Here is a 16,014-nt window from a genome sequence, read left to right as displayed (position 1 = left end):
AGCAACCGAGATGGCAACATAGAACATAAATTAACCAGCCCAACTGTACCTTTTCGATGGCTGAGGTATAATCGCCGCCAATTTTACCGGCACCCAAGCGTGCTCCATCAGCTTTAGCATTGCGGAAAACAGCTCTTGAAGAAATCAGTCGACATTTTTGATCCCAAGCAGACCACGACTCTGGACACTCCGGCCAAGACTCTGGCACAGGAAAACAGCCCTGCCGAGGCCCAAACCAGCGGCAATCGCATCGGCTTTGTCAGCCTGGGCTGCCCCAAAAACCTGGTGGATTCCGAGCGGATCCTCACCCAACTGCGCATCGACGGCTATGAGGTTACCAACAGCTATGACAATGCCGACCTGGTAATAGTCAACACCTGTGGCTTTATTGATGCCGCGGTGGAAGAGTCGCTGGATGCCGTGCGTGAAGCGCTGGAAGAAAACGGCAAGGTTATAGTCACCGGCTGCCTGGGCGCCAAGGAAAACCAGATCCGCGAAGTGCATCCGGATGTACTGGAGATCACCGGCCCCCACAGCTATGAAGCCGTGCTGAACCATGTGCACAAATATGTGCCCAAGCCAGAGCACAACCCCTTCACCTCGCTGATCCCGCAAGCCGGCGTTAAGCTGACCCCCAAGCATTATGCCTACCTGAAGATTTCCGAAGGCTGCGACAACCGCTGTACCTTCTGCATCATTCCGGCGCTGAGGGGCGATCTGGACAGCCGCAGTGTCGGCAGCGTGCTGGATGAAGCCAAACGCCTGGTGGAAAGCGGCGTTCAGGAGATTCTGGTCGTCAGCCAGGACACCTCGGCCTACGGCAAAGACAAGGGCGGTCGCACCGACTTCTGGAACGGCATGCCGGTGAAGCAAGATATCACTACCCTGGCCCGCCATTTGGGCAAGATGGGTGTGTGGGTGCGCCTGCACTATGTCTACCCTTACCCTTGGGTCGATGAGCTGATCCCGCTGATGGCCGAAGGACTGATCCTGCCCTATCTGGATCTGCCGCTGCAGCACGCCAGCCCTCGCGTGCTCAAGATGATGAAGCGTCCCGGCCGGGTCGACCGCCAGTTGGACTCCATCAAGAAATGGCGTGAGATCTGCCCGGATCTGGTGATCCGCTCAACCTTTATCGTTGGCTTCCCCGGTGAAACCGAAGAGGATTTCGAAATCCTGCTGGACTTCCTGCGTGAAGCAAGGCTGGACCGCGTAGGCTGCTTCAAGTACTCGGAAGTCGATGGCGCCGTGGCCAATACCTTGGCAGAGCTTATCAGTGAAGAGGTCAAGCAGGACCGCTATGAGCGTTTCATGCAGGTGCAGGCCGAGATCAGTGCCGAGCGGCTGGCGCGCCTGGTAGGCCGTGAGCTGGATGTCCTTATCGATGATGTGGACGAGGAAGGCGCCATTGGCCGCTGTTATGCCGATGCGCCTGAAATCGACGGCATGGTATTCCTCAACGGGGAAGTGGAACTAAGCCCAGGGGACATGGTGCGCGCACTGATCACTCATTCTGATGAGCACGATCTGTGGGCCGAACTGGTGCAGATGCCGGAATAAACTCTCCCAACACCTTGGGGAAATCTTTCTTGAGGTGTCAGCAGGGTGAAAAGATTAGAGTCATAAAATCAAAAGGGGCAACACCCTGTTGCCCCTTTCCATTGCGTCTTTTACGACTGTATGATCCTTTGCCCTTCTTCGGCTTCTCGCTGCGACAGCGAAACAGTGAACTGGTCACCACGGCCTTGAGGGCGTTATCTTTGATCTGTCCACGACCGGATTCATGTTCCAGCAGTGCGGTCTGCTTAATATGTTTGGCCATATCGGCTCCTTATTTCAATTGGATGAGACTTGCCCGGCCATACCGGACAAAAATCGCGCAAATACTACTCCCTTTTGTACCAATAACCAAATATCTTAATCTTGGCCCAAAGTACAATGTCGCGTTTCGCCTTATTCATGTTATTAAAAACAATCACTATTCAGTCTGTTTCAGTCAATCCGGGAGGGTTTGTTCTGTGATATTCAGGTTCTGTTGTCTGGCGCTGCTGGCACTCGCTTGTTCACCACAGCAGCTTGCCGCAGAAACCTGTGAGCTGACCATGGGGTATCGCACCAATGCCAGGGCCCCCTATATTGCTGAAGCACCGGATAACAGTGGCCTCTATCTCAGCCTATATCAAGACGCAGCGGCAAGAATAGGTTGTAGTCTCAAGGTAGTGCGAGCGCCGAAAAAGCGTATTCTCTGGGAAATTGCCAAGGGCAATATCGACTTCTATCCCGGGCTGGCCTTCTCCAAAGAGCGCCACGACTACGCGCATTTCATCGCCAACGGCCTGTCTGAACGCTATATCGGCGTCAGCCGCGCCGACTTGAGTGACATCACCTCGTTGCAGCAATTGGTGGATAAGCAACTGGTGCTGCTTATCTCCCCCGGCAGCTATCAGTTGGGTGGTTTACCGGACAAATTGATAGTGCGCAAGCCACCGGACATGAGCACAGACTCGGCGATAGCCTTTCTCAAACAGCATCAGGGTGATTTCTATGTCTACGATGAATCAACCCTGAGATATTGGCTGAAAACCCATCCTCAGCACGGGCTTAAACTGCATCCCTACTGCTGCGATCACAGGCGACAAGGACACCTGGGCTTCTCACGCAAGAGCCGTTATTTCAGTGCCGGAACCAATCCAAATTATATTGCCGACAGGCCGATATCCATTGACAACAGCCCTTGGGAGTTGCAGCCGGACAGCCTGGCCTACGCACTGCAGCAGGCCTTGCAAGACATGGCCGAAAGCGGTGAAACCGAGCGGCGTTATCAATACTATATGCAGCAGGTATCACAAGCGGCGGCTGTGCCCTAATCCTCCTGTTCATACAAGGAGTATTGCCTCCTATTCCATTGATACATTTTGGATCAATTCAGCCTGAGTCCAGCATCTAATGGGTACACTGCTGCTTTTGGGTCGCAAAGAGTTGTAATATGTTTTCCCGCAAGCCGTTGACGCCACAGGCACAGCTGGACTTGGCCATGACCTTGATGGCCGAGGAGGAGCAGCGCCTGCATAACGCCCTAGAGCTGGTACTGCACAGCAGTCAGCAAGCGATAACAAAGCGCCTGCAACGGGCCAAAATCGATGCCGATATCTTCCCGCCGGTTCATCAGGACTATCTCAATGCCATGGCACTGCAACATCTGTTCACCATGCTGCATCAGGGAGACGAGCAAAGAGCCAACAGCATCTGCAATAACCTAAGAGAACTCAGCCAATGCCTACAGCCCGCCATTCAGGACAATGCCCACTGCGAAGAACAATATCGGCCGGTTTAATGCTGCTTTGTGGCTTGGCGCTACTTCCCGCTTCCAAGGCCCAGAGCAAACCGCCCCAAGTCACTCCCGACCAGAGCACATCCGAGTTGTTGTTACAACTGGATCAGCGGCTGCTCGCCAGCCGTAGCGCAACCAAAACCTTGAGCGACTGGTGTGATGAATATCAACTGGCCACAGACGCCAGCATTCGCGCCGAAGGAGAAAAGCATTTTATTCATGATGCTCCCAAGGAGGTCTACCGTCAGCTTAAAGTGGCGCCGGGAAGCCGACTAGGCCATCGCAAGGTGCGTCTTATCTGTGGCGATAGAGTGTTATCTGTCGCTGACAACTGGTATGTGCCCGAGCTCCTTACCCAGGAGATGAATCAACAGTTACAGCATACAAAAACCCCGTTCGGCACCGCCGTCAAGGCGCTGGACTTCAGGAGAGAAAACCTCCAGAGCCTGAAGCTGTGGCAAGGGAGCAAGGTGCTGCCGCCATTTGTATTGCAACACAAGGCGCTGCTTTTGCGAGCCGATGACAAGCCCTTTAGCCTGGTCATTGAACGTTACACCAGTGAACTGCTTCCCAAGTCGTCCGCAAATAAGCCGTCCGCAAAACAGCCAAGCATGGCGCAGTAATCCCTCAAAAACAGTAATCCAAGTTGATAAAAAAGCCCGCTTTAACTGCGAGCTTTCAGTCTTTGGCAGGCTCAGTTACCGGCTATCTTCATCTCATCGAGCAATATTGCCCCGGTACGGATGCTGGAGCGCAGATCCCTGTCGCTGGAAACCGCCTGCATGGAGCGGTACATCTGCTTCAGGTTACCGGCTATGGTGATCTCCTCGACCGGGAACTGGATTTCGCCATTCTCGACATAGAAACCGGCGGCGCCACGGGAATAGTCGCCGGTGACCATATTCACGCCTTGGCCCATCACCTCAGTGACTATGATCCCGCGGCTCATGGAACGCACCAACTCATCAAAACTGTGGCCGGTATCGGCCAGCGTCCAGTTATAGATGCCGCCGGCATGGCCGGTATTGACCAGTCCCAGCTTGCGCGCCGAGTAACTGGTCAGCAGATAACTCTCCAGTATGCCGTCACGGACTATGTCCCGCTCACGGGTCGCGACCCCTTCGCTGTCATAGTTGGCACTGGCCAGGGCACCCTTGAGATGCGGCTGCTCGGCAATGCTGAACCATTCAGGGAAAATCCGGGTGTGGATAGCATCCTGCAGGAAGCTGGACTTGCGATACAGGCTTGAGCCACTGATGGCGCTGACCAGATGCCCCACCAGACCTGTGGCCACTTCGGGCGCAAACAGCACGGGCATTTTGCCGGTTGCCAGTTTGCGGGCACCGAGACGGGCAACCGTCTTATCGGCGGCCTTAATCCCCACCTGCTCCGGGCTCAACAAGGCGTCGAAGCGGCGGTTGATACCATAGTCATAGTCACGCTGCATATCGCCGTTTTCTTCGGCGCCAATCACCACACAGCTGAGGCTGTAGCGCGAGCTGCAGTAGCCCTGCAGGAAACCATGGCTGTTGCCATAGACCTTGACGCTGTTGTGGGCGTTGGCACTGGCACCATCCGAATTCTTGATCCTCGGGTCTCTGTCCAGCGCTGCAGCTTCGGCGCGAATGGCCAACTCGGCCAACTCTTCCGGGCTGGTGTGACGGGGATGATAGAGAGCCAGATCGGGAAAATCTTTCGCCATCAACTCAGAGTCGGCCAAACCGCTGGCAGGGTCTTCACTGGTATAGCGGGCGATACCATCGGCGGCCTTAACCGCCTGGCGAATCGCCTCCGGCGACAGATCCGAAGTGGAAGAGCTGCCCTTGTGTCCATCGCGATACAGGGTGATTCCCAGCGCGCCATCCTTGTTGAATTCGACCGTTTCCACCTCCTTGAGGCGTGTGGAAACACTCAGACCCTGTTGCTTGCTGATGGCCACCTCGGCAGCACTGGTGCCCAGGCTATTGGCATACTCCAGCGCCATTGCCACCGCGTCTTTCAACGCACTCAGTTCACTATCAATAAAATTTGCAGACACAGGTTTACTCTTGAATTGGCTAAACTGCCCCTAGCATAACAAAAGCCGGCTTTATTCACATAACCACGACAGATCAATTTTGCTGCCGTAGAAGACGAGGCGCCAAGGGGGATGCTACAATCAGCGCCAGTATCAGAGGAAAGACTTTATGAAAATAGTTGGCGATTCAGAGCATTTTAAACAGCCTTATGATGAGGACGAGGACTATATCAGCAAGACCTCGCTCAAACGCGACAGTGAAGAGGCTCAGGATCTGGGCAAGCAGCTGGCAGCGCTGAGCAAGAGTCAGTTGGCCAAAATTGAGCTAGGTGAGTCCCTGTTTGATGCCATCATGCAAACCAAGAACATCAAGCCCAATACCGAGGCCTTCCGTCGTCAGTTGCAGTTTATCGGCAAGCTGATGCGCAACGAAGATCTCGAGGCGATTCAGACCTCGCTTGAGCGGGTACTGAACAAGAACAACGAAGCGGCCGCCAAGGCTCAGGTATTTGAGAAGTTGCGTGACCGTTTGCTCAGTGGTGGCGATGCCAAAGTGCAGTCCTTGCTGGAGGAGCACCCGCAACTGGACAGACAAAAACTCAGGCAACTGGTGCGTCAGGCCAACAAAGAGCTGGCCAAGGGGCCTCAGTCCAAGTCCTCTGCCGAGCTGTTCAAGTATTTGCGCAGCGAATTGGAAGACTGATTCAGTCTACCATACCATAAAAAACGCCGGCCTTGATGCTGGCGTTTTTTGTTGCCAAGACGTTATAATCCGGCGCGGATAACACGGAAAAGTAATACCCCACAGATATCGCATCCAATAAAGGACGGATTAATGCGTAAATTGACTCTTGCCTCACTGGCTTGTACCGGCGCACTGCTGGCAGGCTGTAGCTCAACCCCACAACCCATCATAGCCCAGGAAAAAACCGTCGAAGTGAAAGGCCAAACGCTGAAGCTCGGTGGACGCTATTTTTCCGATAAAAAGAAACTGGAACTGACAGTCAACGGTGACCCCATAATGCGCGGCACCTTCCCCCCATATACTCCAACCCAAAACCTGGGTGGTCGCTATAAAGAGATGGAGATCGACGGCAAGTGCTACTTCGGCTCCGTGCTCGGTAGTCAGGGCGGCGCCTTTGGCATTATTGCCAGCGCGGTGCAATCCTCAAAATCCAGCAACGGCGACAAGTGCGAAATCCTGGTTGACGGTAAAGCCGTCGAAAACCTCTATTTCTAACGCTCAACCCAGCTAGATGTGTCCGTGTTATCCCGCACCACATCTGTGAAATTGGCTGAAGCTGTGCCTAAGGAAGGTGCGAACAAGTCCCATGTGTGCTCTGCGTCGGCTTACAGGCCTGGATGCAAGGCGTGGTTCGCAGCAAATGGCCCTAGTCCTTTGCAAGAAGCACAACACAGCAGGCAGGCCTGTAAGCCACGCCCTTCGGGGCTTTCACAGCAACCGGCTCTCTGCGTTATCCGACTTCGACAGGCCTCGGCATGCCTTCAGTCAGATGCCTTGAACGCCAATTGCTGTGCAAGCCAGAGTGCCACGAGGACTTATTTGCACCTTCCCTAAGTCAAAAAGTCCCATGCCCCTGTTTCACCGGCTAATTTCATCATATTTCATGTAAAAACTTGTGAAATCTCAAGGCTGATCTGCTTTGGATCACAGATAGCGACAAGCCATTCCCTATAATCCCTCCGCCCTTTCCCAAGGGGTATAGCTTTTACATAAGCAATTAGAAAATAAGAATATTATCACGTAAAAAGGAACGCATTGCCATGACAGCAACCAGCTATCAGCCGGGAGAGATCCGCGGACTGATCCAGATAGATGCGCTCAAATGCAAAGGGTGTGACGCCTGCAAACAGTTCTGTCCCACCCATGCTATTGAGGGCGCATCCGGTGCCCCCCATAAGATTGATGAAGAGCGTTGCCTGAGCTGCGGCCAGTGTCTGATCAACTGCCCGTTCGGCGCCATTCATGAAACCCAGAGTGCCTTGGATACTGTGCTGACCAAGCTCAAGGATCCCGATACTCAGGTGGTCGGTATTCTGGCTCCGGCGGTACGGGTTGCCATAGGTGAAGCTTTCAACCTGCCCAAGGGACAACTGCTGACCAACAAACTCTACGGCGCCATGCACCAGGCCGGATTCAGGATCTTCGACTGTAACTTCGCCGCCGACCTGACCATTATGGAAGAAGGCTCTGAGTTCATTCACAGGCTGCATGCCAATGTGCGCCAGGAGCCAGGCGCCGGCAAGCTGCCGCAATTCACCTCCTGCTGCCCGGGCTGGGTTCGCTTCCTGGAAAACGAATACCCCAGCCTGCTGCCACATCTTTCCACCGCCAAGTCGCCGCAGCAGATGGCCGGGACTGTGGCCAAAACCTATGGCGCCAAGGTGTATGAGATGGCTCCGGAAAAGATCTTCACAGTGGCAGTTATGCCCTGCACCTCGAAAAAACTCGAGGCCTCACGCCCTGAATTCAACTCTGCCTGGCGCTTCCATCAGCAACACGGCAGTGATGCCGCCCCTTACGCCGATGTGGATGCAGTGCTGACCACCCGCGAGATGGCTGAGCTGCTCAAGCGCCTCGATATTCATCTGCCGGATGTGGCCGAATATAAGGGTGACAGCCTGTTTGCCCAATATACAGGGGCCGGCACCATTTTCGGTAACACTGGTGGCGTGATGGAAGCCGCGGTGCGTACCGCACACAAGGTGCTTACAGGTGAAGAGCTGGCCAAGCTGGAACTGGCACCTGTGCGCGGTCTGGAAGGCGTCAAGGAAGCCGAACTCACCATTCATGACCAACAGCTCAAACAAGATGTGCAGCTGAAAGTCGCCGTGGTGCACGACATGGGCCGCAATATCCGCCCCTTGCTGGAGCAGGTGATGGCCGGCACGTCCCCCTACCACTTTATCGAAGTGATGAACTGCGCCGGTGGTTGCGTCAACGGTGGCGGTCAACCTATCAACGGCTCAGGCACATCCTGGGTTGCCCAACTGTAAGGAATTGCTCATGACAGACAAGTATCAATTTACCGAAGATGGTTTTCTGTTGTCACGGCGCCGTTTCATGGCCGTGGGCGCTGCGATTCTGGCGCTACTGGCCCTGCCTGTGGGCTGGCTCGGCAACCGTATCGCCAAGCGCAACGAATACATCAAGGCCAGGGCCGATGCCCTCTATATGGATGATGCCATTGCCAAGTACCGTGTCAGCCATGCCAACCCGGCCATTGCCCGCTATTACAGCGAATTTGGCGGTGAGCCGCTGGGGCATCTGTCGCACGAGTTGCTGCACACCCATTTTGTCGATCGCACTCAACTGAAATCCTAAGGAGTCGGCTATGCATCAGGACAATCGTCCCATTCTCAAGCACCCGCTGAATGTTCGGGTGTTCCACTACATCTTGCTGCTGAGCTTCCTGCCACTGGCGGCAACCGGGCTGTTGTTGTTCTTCAAACCCTTGAGCGACAGTGCCATGGGGCTGACCTATGACATTCATATTGTTGCCGGTGTCATCATGGCGCTGGATGCGGTGGCCTTCACCCTGATGGCATTCGACCGTGTCGTACTGTTCACCAACAGAGTATTCACCTTCGGTGGCAACGATGTGGGTTGGTTCAAGGTACTTGGCGGCTATCCACAGAAGTTTCTGTTGGGCAAGAAGGTCGCCGTGCCTCCTATGCGCAAGTACAACTCTGGACAGAAGCTGTTCGGGGTTTGTGTCCTGCTCGGTGGTACTGCACTGATCATTACAGGCTTGGCGCTGTGGCTGGTTCCCTATGCAATCCCACGCGATACCGCCTGGTTGCTGGGGATGATCCACCTGGGTTGTGGCCTGCTGCTGACGGCGTTTTTGCCTGTGCATCTGTTCCTGGCGGTTTATCGCTTCGACGATTTCAAGGCGATGATGCTGCACGGCAAGGTGCCCTACCATGACGCAGCCGAGTACACGCCACTATGGGTGCAGGAGGAGGTCGTTCCGGTTGCCGCCAAACGCGCCGAGTAACGCCATAAGTTCCATTTTCCAAGGAGCGCAGTTTGACTGCGCTCCTTATCTACAGGAGAGCCACTACAGATGTCAGGCCCTTTGATATCAGACCCGCTTGTATCGGGCCATACAGAAACGATTCAAGTCAAAGACTATAACCCCGCCGTAAATTTTATCGATGATGACGCCATCTGGGGCTTGCTCAATAACAACCGGCAACCCAGCCCGGATACCGTGCGCCAGGTGCTGGAAAAAGCCCGCCGCTTGCAGGGGCTGACGCTGGAGGAAGTGGCGGTTTTACTGCAAAACCAGGATGCCTCCCTGGACGAAGAGCTATTTGCCATTGCCCGTGGCATCAAGGACGCCATCTATGGCAATCGCATAGTACTGTTCGCCCCCCTGTATGTTTCCAACTTCTGCGCCAACGCCTGCAGCTATTGCGGCTTCAGCGCCGACAACCATAACTTGCCACGCAAGACTCTGAGCGAGCAGGAGCTGATCGCCGAGGTGGAAACCCTGGAAGAGATGGGCCACAAAAGGATCCTGGCGGTCTACGGTGAACACCCGCGCAATAACGCCCGCGCCATAGTCGACTCTATCAAGACCATGTACAGCGTGCGCAAAGGCAAAGGCGGTGAGATCCGCCGCATCAATGTCAACTGCGCTCCCATGGACACAGAAGACTTCAAGCTGCTGAAGACGGCCGCCATAGGCACCTATCAGTGTTTTCAGGAAAGCTACCACAGAACGACCTACGAACAGGTGCACCTTAAGGGCCGCAAGAAGGACTTCCTCTATCGTCTCTACGCCATGCACAGAGCCATGGAAGCCGATATCGACGATGTGGGCATTGGCGTGCTGTTCGGTCTCTATGACCACAAATTCGAGCTGCTGGCCATGCTCACCCATGTACAGCAACTGGAGCAGGATTGCGGCATAGGCCCGCATACCATCTCCTTCCCGCGGATTGAGCCCGCCGATGGCTCCAGTTTGTCGGAGCGGCCACCCTATGTCGTCGATGACGCCACCTTCAAGCGCCTGGTGGCCATTACCCGCCTGGCCGTGCCCTACACAGGACTGATTATGAGCACCCGTGAAAGTGCCGAACTCAGACGTGAACTCCTGAGCCTGGGGGTATCACAGATCAGCGCCGGCTCACGTACCACCCCAGGTGGCTACAACCAGGAAGACGATGCGGCTCAATTCAGCCTGGGCGATCACCGCAGCATGGATGAAGTGGTATTGGATCTGGTCAAGCATAGCCATTCCATCCCCTCATTCTGCACCGGTTGTTACCGCAAAGGCCGCACCGGCGATCACTTTATCGGCCTGGCCAAGCAGCAGTTTATCGGCAAGTTCTGCCAACCCAACGCCCTGATCACCTTCAAGGAATATCTCAACGACTACGCCAGCGAGCAGACCCGCAAAGCCGGTGAGGCACTAATAGCCGCCGAGCTGGATAAACTCAGCCCCGCCAGAAGACGTAATATCGAGGCCTGCCTCACGCGCACAGATGCGGGCGAGAGGGATATCTATCTGTGAAAGGCAAAACTCTGGTACTGGCACCCGGCTGCCGTCTCTATGCCGGGCTGCCAAAACAACAGCTGAAATCGGCACTAAGCCGCGCCCGGCGAGTGGCCCTGCATGCCGGCCACTATGCCAATTTCAGCGAAGGGGCGATAGATCAGCTGCTGCGGCAAAGACTGCAAAGCAGTCAGCTGTCGCAGCTGTTGATAGTGACACAAGAGTTACAAAGCGAAGCCGGGCTGGCGTTTGGCAAAATGTTGCGCCCGGAATCCACCGAGGCGGAAATCCTCGAGGAATACCGGGTGTCTCAGCATTGGAGCAATCAACTCGCCGCCTCCTGGCCCGAGCAGGTGACGGCGCTCAGCAGTAAACTGGCCGCCAGCGCGCCACTGTTATTGCTCGATGATCAACTGTTTGTCGGCCACTATGCCCATAGCCCACATCTGGCGCCTTTGGGATTGTGGCTCAAGTTGGACAGCCGCGAGCTGGGGCTGCCACCAGCGGGCCTATGGCAACGGATGCAAGGCCGCACCAAGGTCGCTGCCACGCCCTGGCAACAGGCCTTGTATCGCTACGCCGATGAGCTGGCGCAGGTGTTGAAACAGGCGGGATCCCAAGCATGAAACCGGCCGAAAATCTGGGTTCAGCAGAAATCAGAGCCTTGCTCTGCGGCGAAGCCGATGACTGGCTGTTTGCCCGCGCCGATGCGGTCAAGCGCCAGTACTTTGGCAAGGAGATCTGGCTCAGAGGCATAGTGGAGTTTTCCAGCTATTGCCGCTGTGACTGTCACTACTGTGGCCTGAGAGCCGCCAATCGCGACATTGAGCGTTACCGGCTCAGCCACCAGGAAATCATCGACTCGGCCCTCAAAGTAGATAAAGCCGGCATCGGCACCCTGGTGCTGCAATCCGGTGAAGACAGCCGCTTTCGCCAGGATGGCATAAGCCGCATCCTCAGTACCATCAAACAGCAAACCCAGTTGGCCATCACGCTATCTTTGGGTGAACGCAGCCACAGTGAGCTGGCGCTCTGGCGCGAAGCCGGCGCCGACCGCTATCTGTTGAAACTGGAAACCCTGGATGCCGAGCTCTATAGCCGTCTGCGTCCGGGAAGAGTGCTGGATAACCGCCTAAGGCTACTGGAAACCCTCAAGAGCCTGGGATATGAGACCGGCAGTGGCATTATCTGTGGCCTGCCGGGCAGCAAGAACGATGACCTGGCTGACACCCTGTTGGCGCTCTCAGCCATGGAACTGGAGATGTTGGCGGTCGGTCCCTTCGTCAGTCATCCACAAACCCCGCTGGCAAACACAGCCAACGGCAAGGTGCTTGAGTGCCAGCGAGCCTGCGCCATACTCAGGCTACTCAATCCCGGTGCCAACATTCCTGCCACCAGCGCCCTGGACGCCTTGCAAAAAGGCGCCAGGCTCGAATCCCTGAGCCGCGGCTGCAACGTGCTTATGCCCTCGTTCACGCCACAGAAAGACAGCAGCAAATACCTTATTTACCCCGGCAAGAATGCCTCCGGCTGCCCGCTGGAGCAGCGTCTCGCCGATATCAGACTCAGCCTTAAAGCCCGCGGCTTGTATTGCTCTGCGGACAGAGGCAACGCCAGGAGACAAATTAATGTGTAATTCGGCCCCCAATGCAGCCCCCCGCGGGGTCAGACTGCACATAGTATTGTGTGGTCGTCGCAACGCCGGGAAATCCTCCCTGCTCAATTACTTATCCAACCAACAGAGTGCCATAGTCTCTGAGACCAAGGGCACCACCACAGATGCGGTGCGCAAGCCCTTTGAACTGCATCCGGTCGGCCCGGCTACCCTGATAGATACCGCCGGACTGGACGATACCGGCGCCCTGGGGCTTCAGCGAATAGCCGCCAGTCGCCGGGCGTTGCAACAGGCCGATATCGCCGTCTATGTGCTGGATGAACAGGGGTTGGATGAGTTTGACCGCGACTGGCTGTTACTGCTGCAAAGCTGGCAGCTGCCAATCCTGGTGGTAGCGAACAAGCAAGATCTGGCCCCGTTGCCCGCAGAGCATCAGCACTGGCTCAACGACCAGGGCATCAAGTTCTTATGCCTGTCGACCCAAGAGGCAAAACACCGGGAAGACTTGGTCGAGCAACTGGTTCAACTGGTACCGGCAGATTTTCGTTGCGACCCCGTGCTGGCCGCCGACTGTTACCGCATAGGAGAGCAACTGCTGCTGGTCGCCCCGATAGATTCGGCGGCCCCCAAGGGCAGATTGATTTTGCCCCAGGTGCAGGTTCTCAGAGAAGCGCTGGATAACGGTGCCATTGCCAGCATCTGCCGTGAGTCTGAGCTGGCCACGGCCTTGGCCGCCATGCCCACGCCACCGGCGTTGGTTGTGACCGATGCCCAGGCGGTGAGACAAGTGGCCGCTCAGGTACCCGACAGCATTCCTCTGACCACCTTCTCCACCCTGTTTGCCCGGGCCAAGGGCGATCTACCGGCCCAGCTGCAAGGCGCCGAGATGCTCGAAAGGCTCGAGGATGGCGATCGGGTACTGATCGCCGAGGCCTGTAGCCATGAGGTGCAGGATGAAGATATAGGCAGAGTGAAGATCCCGGCGGCCATCGGCAAATTGACCGGCAAACAGTTGCAGTTCAGCGTCTGTGCCGGCCATGACTTTCCGGCCGATTTGGAACGCTACAAACTGGTAGTGCACTGCGGCGCCTGTATGTTGGGGCGGGTGGAGATGCAGCGGCGCATTCTCGAATGTCGCCGCCGCGGCGTCGCCATCACCAACTATGGGCTGGTGTTGGCCAAGGCCAGTGGCGTGCTGGAAAGAGTCAGTTCGCCGCTGCTGCCAGTTGACGCCGACGCCAACTAACGCCCCAAACCGCCAGAGGGAAGAACAGCAACAATAGCCCCCAGAGCTGTAACCATTTGGGGGCAATAACCGCCCAATCGGCTCCCATCTGGTTCAGCTGCAACATTCCCATAATCGCCGGCACAGCCGGGATCACCTGCGACAGCCATACCAAGGGCTCAGGGATCAGTGCCAAGGGCCAGACAAAGCCACTGACAAACAGGATGGGCATGGATACCAGCAGCAGGATCTGGGTCGGCAACTCGCGCCTGACAAACAGGCAGCTGAGCGCTACCCCGGCGCTGGCAGTGGTCAGCAGGAAAGGCAACATCAGCAACAATACCTGACCAAGACTCGCCTGCAGACTCACCTGATAGAAGTAATAACACCAGCCAATATAGAGCGCACTGAACAAGCAATAGAGCAAGCCGAAGGCCAACACCCGGGCACTGACCAGCATCAAGGGGCTAACCCGGTTCCAATAGCCCGGCTGGCGCCACTGACCGGCGCCGAGTATGCCTGTGCCTATCAGCAAGGTCTGGTGCAAAATCAGCAGAAACAATCCTGGCACCACATAGGGGGTATAACCCAAACCTTTATTGAATGCGGGCACGGCATTGAGTTTAATCGGCGCCAGACTCTGGGCCGCGGCCTCAGGGCTCTGGCCCGAGGCCAATAGTCCCTTGAGCTGGATTTGCTTGCCGGCATCCATACCGGCACTCACCAAACCTTCAACCACAGCGGAATAGATCAGGAAGTAACTGGCATCACCGCCGAAGCTCAAAGTCGCGCCCCGTCCCAGCAACAGATCGCGGCGAAAATCAAACGGGATCACCAATAAACCATGGGCGCGGCCATCGGTGACCCAGGCCTTGGCTTCGTCGATGGAGCCGACCCGACCGACGACCTGGATACGGGCACTGGCATCGGCGTGACGGATAAGCCGCCGTGACAGCGAGGAGTTATCGTGATCCACCACCACCAACTGCTGCTCTGTGGGCACCTGATGCAGATAAGGCAAGGGATAGAGCACGGCATAGAAGAGCACGCCGCCAAACAGGGTCAAAGAGATCGCCTTGTCACGCACCAAGGCGCGTAAATCCAGCCAGATCAACTGCCATAACGAGAGGGACTTGGCTGTCATAACGTCTCCTCAAGCGGCAACTGCGACTGCAGCACCCTGGCATAACGACGGGCAAAGAACCAACTGGGGATCAACAGCAGCAGAAAGCCGAGATAACCCAGCGCCTGAGGCAGCAAGCTGGCCGGACCGGCGCCATAGCTCACCAACGCAACATGAGACTCTATATAGTGGCTTGATGGCATCAACAGACGCCACCACTGCGCCAGCAGCGGCATTTCTCCGGTCGGGAAGGTAATGCCCATAAAGGCAAAGGCGGGTGCAAACAGCGCAGTGCAAAAGCTGATCACCCTGGCACTATCGGCCAGCATAAAGAAAATCCCCTGCACCCAGAGCCAGACCGCCATCAACATTAAGATCTGCATCGGCAGCAGCCACAGGAGTTGCCCGGCTATCGGCAGCCCCAGCAGCTGATACAACAGCACCAAAATAAAGCCGCCGTGCAGCAGCATAAAGGCGCCGTTGACCATAAACTTACTCAAAAGCACTGAGGGCATACCCAGGCGGAAGCATTCGCCCAAGGTATCCTGGCGCAGCTCACGGTTGAGACTGCCGGCAAAGGCCAACATGGCCAGCAGTTGCCATAGAGCTATCAGCACAGGCGGCACCAGGAAGCCGACATAGTTGTTATTGCGGTTGAACAGTGCCGTGGTTTGGGTGCTTACAGGGCTGAGGTGCACCTCAACCTGGGACGGGTTGACACCGGCCGCCAGCTGCTTGAGCCTGGCCACCTGCTGCAAACCATCGGCCAGGGTCAGTTGCAACTGACTGGCCAGCAGTTTGCCCACCAGCAAAAACTGGCCGTTGTAGCGCAGGTCTATGGTGGGAGTGTGCCCGGTCAGCAGTTCCTGCTTCAAACCATAGGGCAAGATGACCAAGGCATAGACCTCGCCGCGGCGCATCGCCTCGACCGCCTCGTCCAGCGCCAGATAGCGCCTGGGGGCGGTGACAGGATTAGCCTCAAGATGACGCCCCAGCTCACGACTGAGGCTGGAGTTGTCCTGATCCACCAGCGCCACCGGCAACTGCCTGGGCAACCCGGCGGAAAACAACCACCAAAGACAGAGCACACCGATAAGCGGCAGATAGCTTATCAGTGCCAGCTGCCAGGGATCGCGCCAGACAGCCTGCCACTCTCGCCGAAGCAACTTCTTCAT

General features: G+C 56.2%; 17 protein-coding genes. 13 read left to right on the top strand and 4 right to left on the bottom strand.

The window, feature by feature from the left end:
* Positions 1-135 precede the first annotated feature (135 nt).
* Positions 136-1,560 carry a 30S ribosomal protein S12 methylthiotransferase RimO gene (gene rimO, locus ACSHSR_RS02740; protein ID WP_208150107.1) on the top strand — a complete coding sequence of 475 codons (1,425 nt, stop codon included), beginning with the start codon at positions 136-138 and terminating at the stop codon, positions 1,558-1,560.
* A 37-nt stretch (positions 1,561-1,597) separates the two neighbouring features.
* Here the strand turns inward: rimO and ACSHSR_RS02735 are convergent, their stop codons facing one another.
* The gene (locus ACSHSR_RS02735; RefSeq protein WP_045283412.1) at positions 1,598-1,822 is read right to left on the bottom strand and encodes a ribosome alternative rescue factor ArfA; all 225 of its coding nucleotides are present in this window, start codon (positions 1,820-1,822) and stop codon (positions 1,598-1,600) included.
* Positions 1,823-2,018: 196 nt separating this feature from the next.
* On the opposite strand from ACSHSR_RS02735, the gene ACSHSR_RS02730 reads away from it, so the two are divergent.
* The 3 genes from ACSHSR_RS02730 to ACSHSR_RS02720 all read left to right on the top strand — a co-directional run bounded on the left by ACSHSR_RS02730 (position 2,019) and on the right by ACSHSR_RS02720 (position 3,954).
* Entirely contained in the window at positions 2,019-2,867 is an 849-nt protein-coding gene (locus ACSHSR_RS02730; RefSeq protein ID WP_164489488.1) for a substrate-binding periplasmic protein, read from the top strand.
* Between the two features lie 119 nt (positions 2,868-2,986).
* Entirely contained in the window at positions 2,987-3,334 is a 348-nt protein-coding gene (locus ACSHSR_RS02725; RefSeq protein WP_025010217.1) for a hypothetical protein, read from the top strand.
* Positions 3,334-3,954 carry a hypothetical protein gene (locus ACSHSR_RS02720; RefSeq protein WP_025010218.1) on the top strand — a complete coding sequence of 207 codons (621 nt, stop codon included), beginning with the start codon at positions 3,334-3,336 and terminating at the stop codon, positions 3,952-3,954. Before ACSHSR_RS02725 ends, ACSHSR_RS02720 begins: the two co-directional genes overlap by 1 nt.
* A 71-nt stretch (positions 3,955-4,025) precedes the next feature.
* Here ACSHSR_RS02720 and pmbA read toward each other — a convergent pair whose 3' ends face one another.
* Entirely contained in the window at positions 4,026-5,369 is a 1,344-nt protein-coding gene (gene pmbA, locus ACSHSR_RS02715) for a metalloprotease PmbA (RefSeq protein ID WP_413734617.1), read from the bottom strand.
* 148 nt (positions 5,370-5,517) lie between these two features.
* Here pmbA and yjgA point away from each other — a divergent pair, with 148 nt between their 5' ends.
* The 9 genes from yjgA (at position 5,518) to hydF (ending at position 13,737) form a co-directional block, all read left to right on the top strand.
* On the top strand, positions 5,518-6,051 hold the full coding sequence (yjgA, locus tag ACSHSR_RS02710) for a ribosome biogenesis factor YjgA (protein ID WP_413734619.1): 534 nt from the start codon (positions 5,518-5,520) through the stop codon (positions 6,049-6,051).
* Positions 6,052-6,183: 132 nt separating this feature from the next.
* Entirely contained in the window at positions 6,184-6,588 is a 405-nt protein-coding gene (locus ACSHSR_RS02705) for a putative periplasmic lipoprotein (RefSeq protein WP_025010220.1), read from the top strand.
* Positions 6,589-7,133: 545 nt separating this feature from the next.
* Positions 7,134-8,366, top strand: coding sequence for a [FeFe] hydrogenase, group A (locus tag ACSHSR_RS02700; RefSeq protein WP_025888294.1), 1,233 nt, complete (start codon positions 7,134-7,136; stop codon positions 8,364-8,366).
* 10 nt (positions 8,367-8,376) lie between these two features.
* Entirely contained in the window at positions 8,377-8,694 is a 318-nt protein-coding gene (locus ACSHSR_RS02695) for an iron hydrogenase small subunit (protein ID WP_025010221.1), read from the top strand.
* Between the two features lie 10 nt (positions 8,695-8,704).
* Positions 8,705-9,370 carry a cytochrome b/b6 domain-containing protein gene (locus ACSHSR_RS02690; RefSeq protein WP_025010222.1) on the top strand — a complete coding sequence of 222 codons (666 nt, stop codon included), beginning with the start codon at positions 8,705-8,707 and terminating at the stop codon, positions 9,368-9,370.
* Between the two features lie 69 nt (positions 9,371-9,439).
* The gene (hydG, locus tag ACSHSR_RS02685) at positions 9,440-10,894 is read left to right on the top strand and encodes a [FeFe] hydrogenase H-cluster radical SAM maturase HydG (RefSeq protein WP_479631223.1); all 1,455 of its coding nucleotides are present in this window, start codon (positions 9,440-9,442) and stop codon (positions 10,892-10,894) included.
* On the top strand, positions 10,891-11,502 hold the full coding sequence (locus ACSHSR_RS02680) for a hypothetical protein (RefSeq protein WP_025010224.1): 612 nt from the start codon (positions 10,891-10,893) through the stop codon (positions 11,500-11,502). The genes hydG and ACSHSR_RS02680 overlap by 4 nt, the downstream gene beginning before the upstream one ends.
* On the top strand, positions 11,499-12,512 hold the full coding sequence (hydE, locus tag ACSHSR_RS02675; RefSeq protein ID WP_479631222.1) for a [FeFe] hydrogenase H-cluster radical SAM maturase HydE: 1,014 nt from the start codon (positions 11,499-11,501) through the stop codon (positions 12,510-12,512). Before ACSHSR_RS02680 ends, hydE begins: the two co-directional genes overlap by 4 nt.
* On the top strand, positions 12,505-13,737 hold the full coding sequence (gene hydF, locus ACSHSR_RS02670; RefSeq protein ID WP_413734625.1) for a [FeFe] hydrogenase H-cluster maturation GTPase HydF: 1,233 nt from the start codon (positions 12,505-12,507) through the stop codon (positions 13,735-13,737). Before hydE ends, hydF begins: the two co-directional genes overlap by 8 nt.
* On the opposite strand, the gene ACSHSR_RS02665 is transcribed toward hydF, so the two are convergent.
* Positions 13,697-14,860, bottom strand: coding sequence for an ABC transporter permease (locus ACSHSR_RS02665; protein WP_071238673.1), 1,164 nt, complete (start codon positions 14,858-14,860; stop codon positions 13,697-13,699). The genes hydF and ACSHSR_RS02665 overlap by 41 nt on opposite strands.
* On the bottom strand, positions 14,857-16,014 hold the full coding sequence (locus tag ACSHSR_RS02660) for an ABC transporter permease (protein ID WP_101058394.1): 1,158 nt from the start codon (positions 16,012-16,014) through the stop codon (positions 14,857-14,859). The genes ACSHSR_RS02665 and ACSHSR_RS02660 overlap by 4 nt, the downstream gene beginning before the upstream one ends.

Source organism: Shewanella sp. VK101 (assembly GCF_056497865.1).
Note: the sequence above shows the minus strand (reverse complement) of the source record. Positions and strands in the feature narration are given on the sequence as shown.

Coding starts and splice junctions, on each gene's coding strand:
- ACSHSR_RS02735 (WP_045283412.1), bottom strand. CDS start 1,822: ATGGCCAAACATATTAAGCAGACCGCACTGCTGGAACATGAATCCGGT.
- ACSHSR_RS02725 (WP_025010217.1), top strand. CDS start 2,987: ATGTTTTCCCGCAAGCCGTTGACGCCACAGGCACAGCTGGACTTGGCC.
- ACSHSR_RS02720 (WP_025010218.1), top strand. CDS start 3,334: ATGCTGCTTTGTGGCTTGGCGCTACTTCCCGCTTCCAAGGCCCAGAGC.
- yjgA (WP_413734619.1), top strand. CDS start 5,518: ATGAAAATAGTTGGCGATTCAGAGCATTTTAAACAGCCTTATGATGAG.
- ACSHSR_RS02705 (WP_025010220.1), top strand. CDS start 6,184: ATGCGTAAATTGACTCTTGCCTCACTGGCTTGTACCGGCGCACTGCTG.
- ACSHSR_RS02700 (WP_025888294.1), top strand. CDS start 7,134: ATGACAGCAACCAGCTATCAGCCGGGAGAGATCCGCGGACTGATCCAG.
- ACSHSR_RS02695 (WP_025010221.1), top strand. CDS start 8,377: ATGACAGACAAGTATCAATTTACCGAAGATGGTTTTCTGTTGTCACGG.
- ACSHSR_RS02690 (WP_025010222.1), top strand. CDS start 8,705: ATGCATCAGGACAATCGTCCCATTCTCAAGCACCCGCTGAATGTTCGG.
- hydG (WP_479631223.1), top strand. CDS start 9,440: ATGTCAGGCCCTTTGATATCAGACCCGCTTGTATCGGGCCATACAGAA.
- hydE (WP_479631222.1), top strand. CDS start 11,499: ATGAAACCGGCCGAAAATCTGGGTTCAGCAGAAATCAGAGCCTTGCTC.
- hydF (WP_413734625.1), top strand. CDS start 12,505: ATGTGTAATTCGGCCCCCAATGCAGCCCCCCGCGGGGTCAGACTGCAC.
- ACSHSR_RS02665 (WP_071238673.1), bottom strand. CDS start 14,860: ATGACAGCCAAGTCCCTCTCGTTATGGCAGTTGATCTGGCTGGATTTA.
- ACSHSR_RS02660 (WP_101058394.1), bottom strand. CDS start 16,014: ATGAAGAAGTTGCTTCGGCGAGAGTGGCAGGCTGTCTGGCGCGATCCC.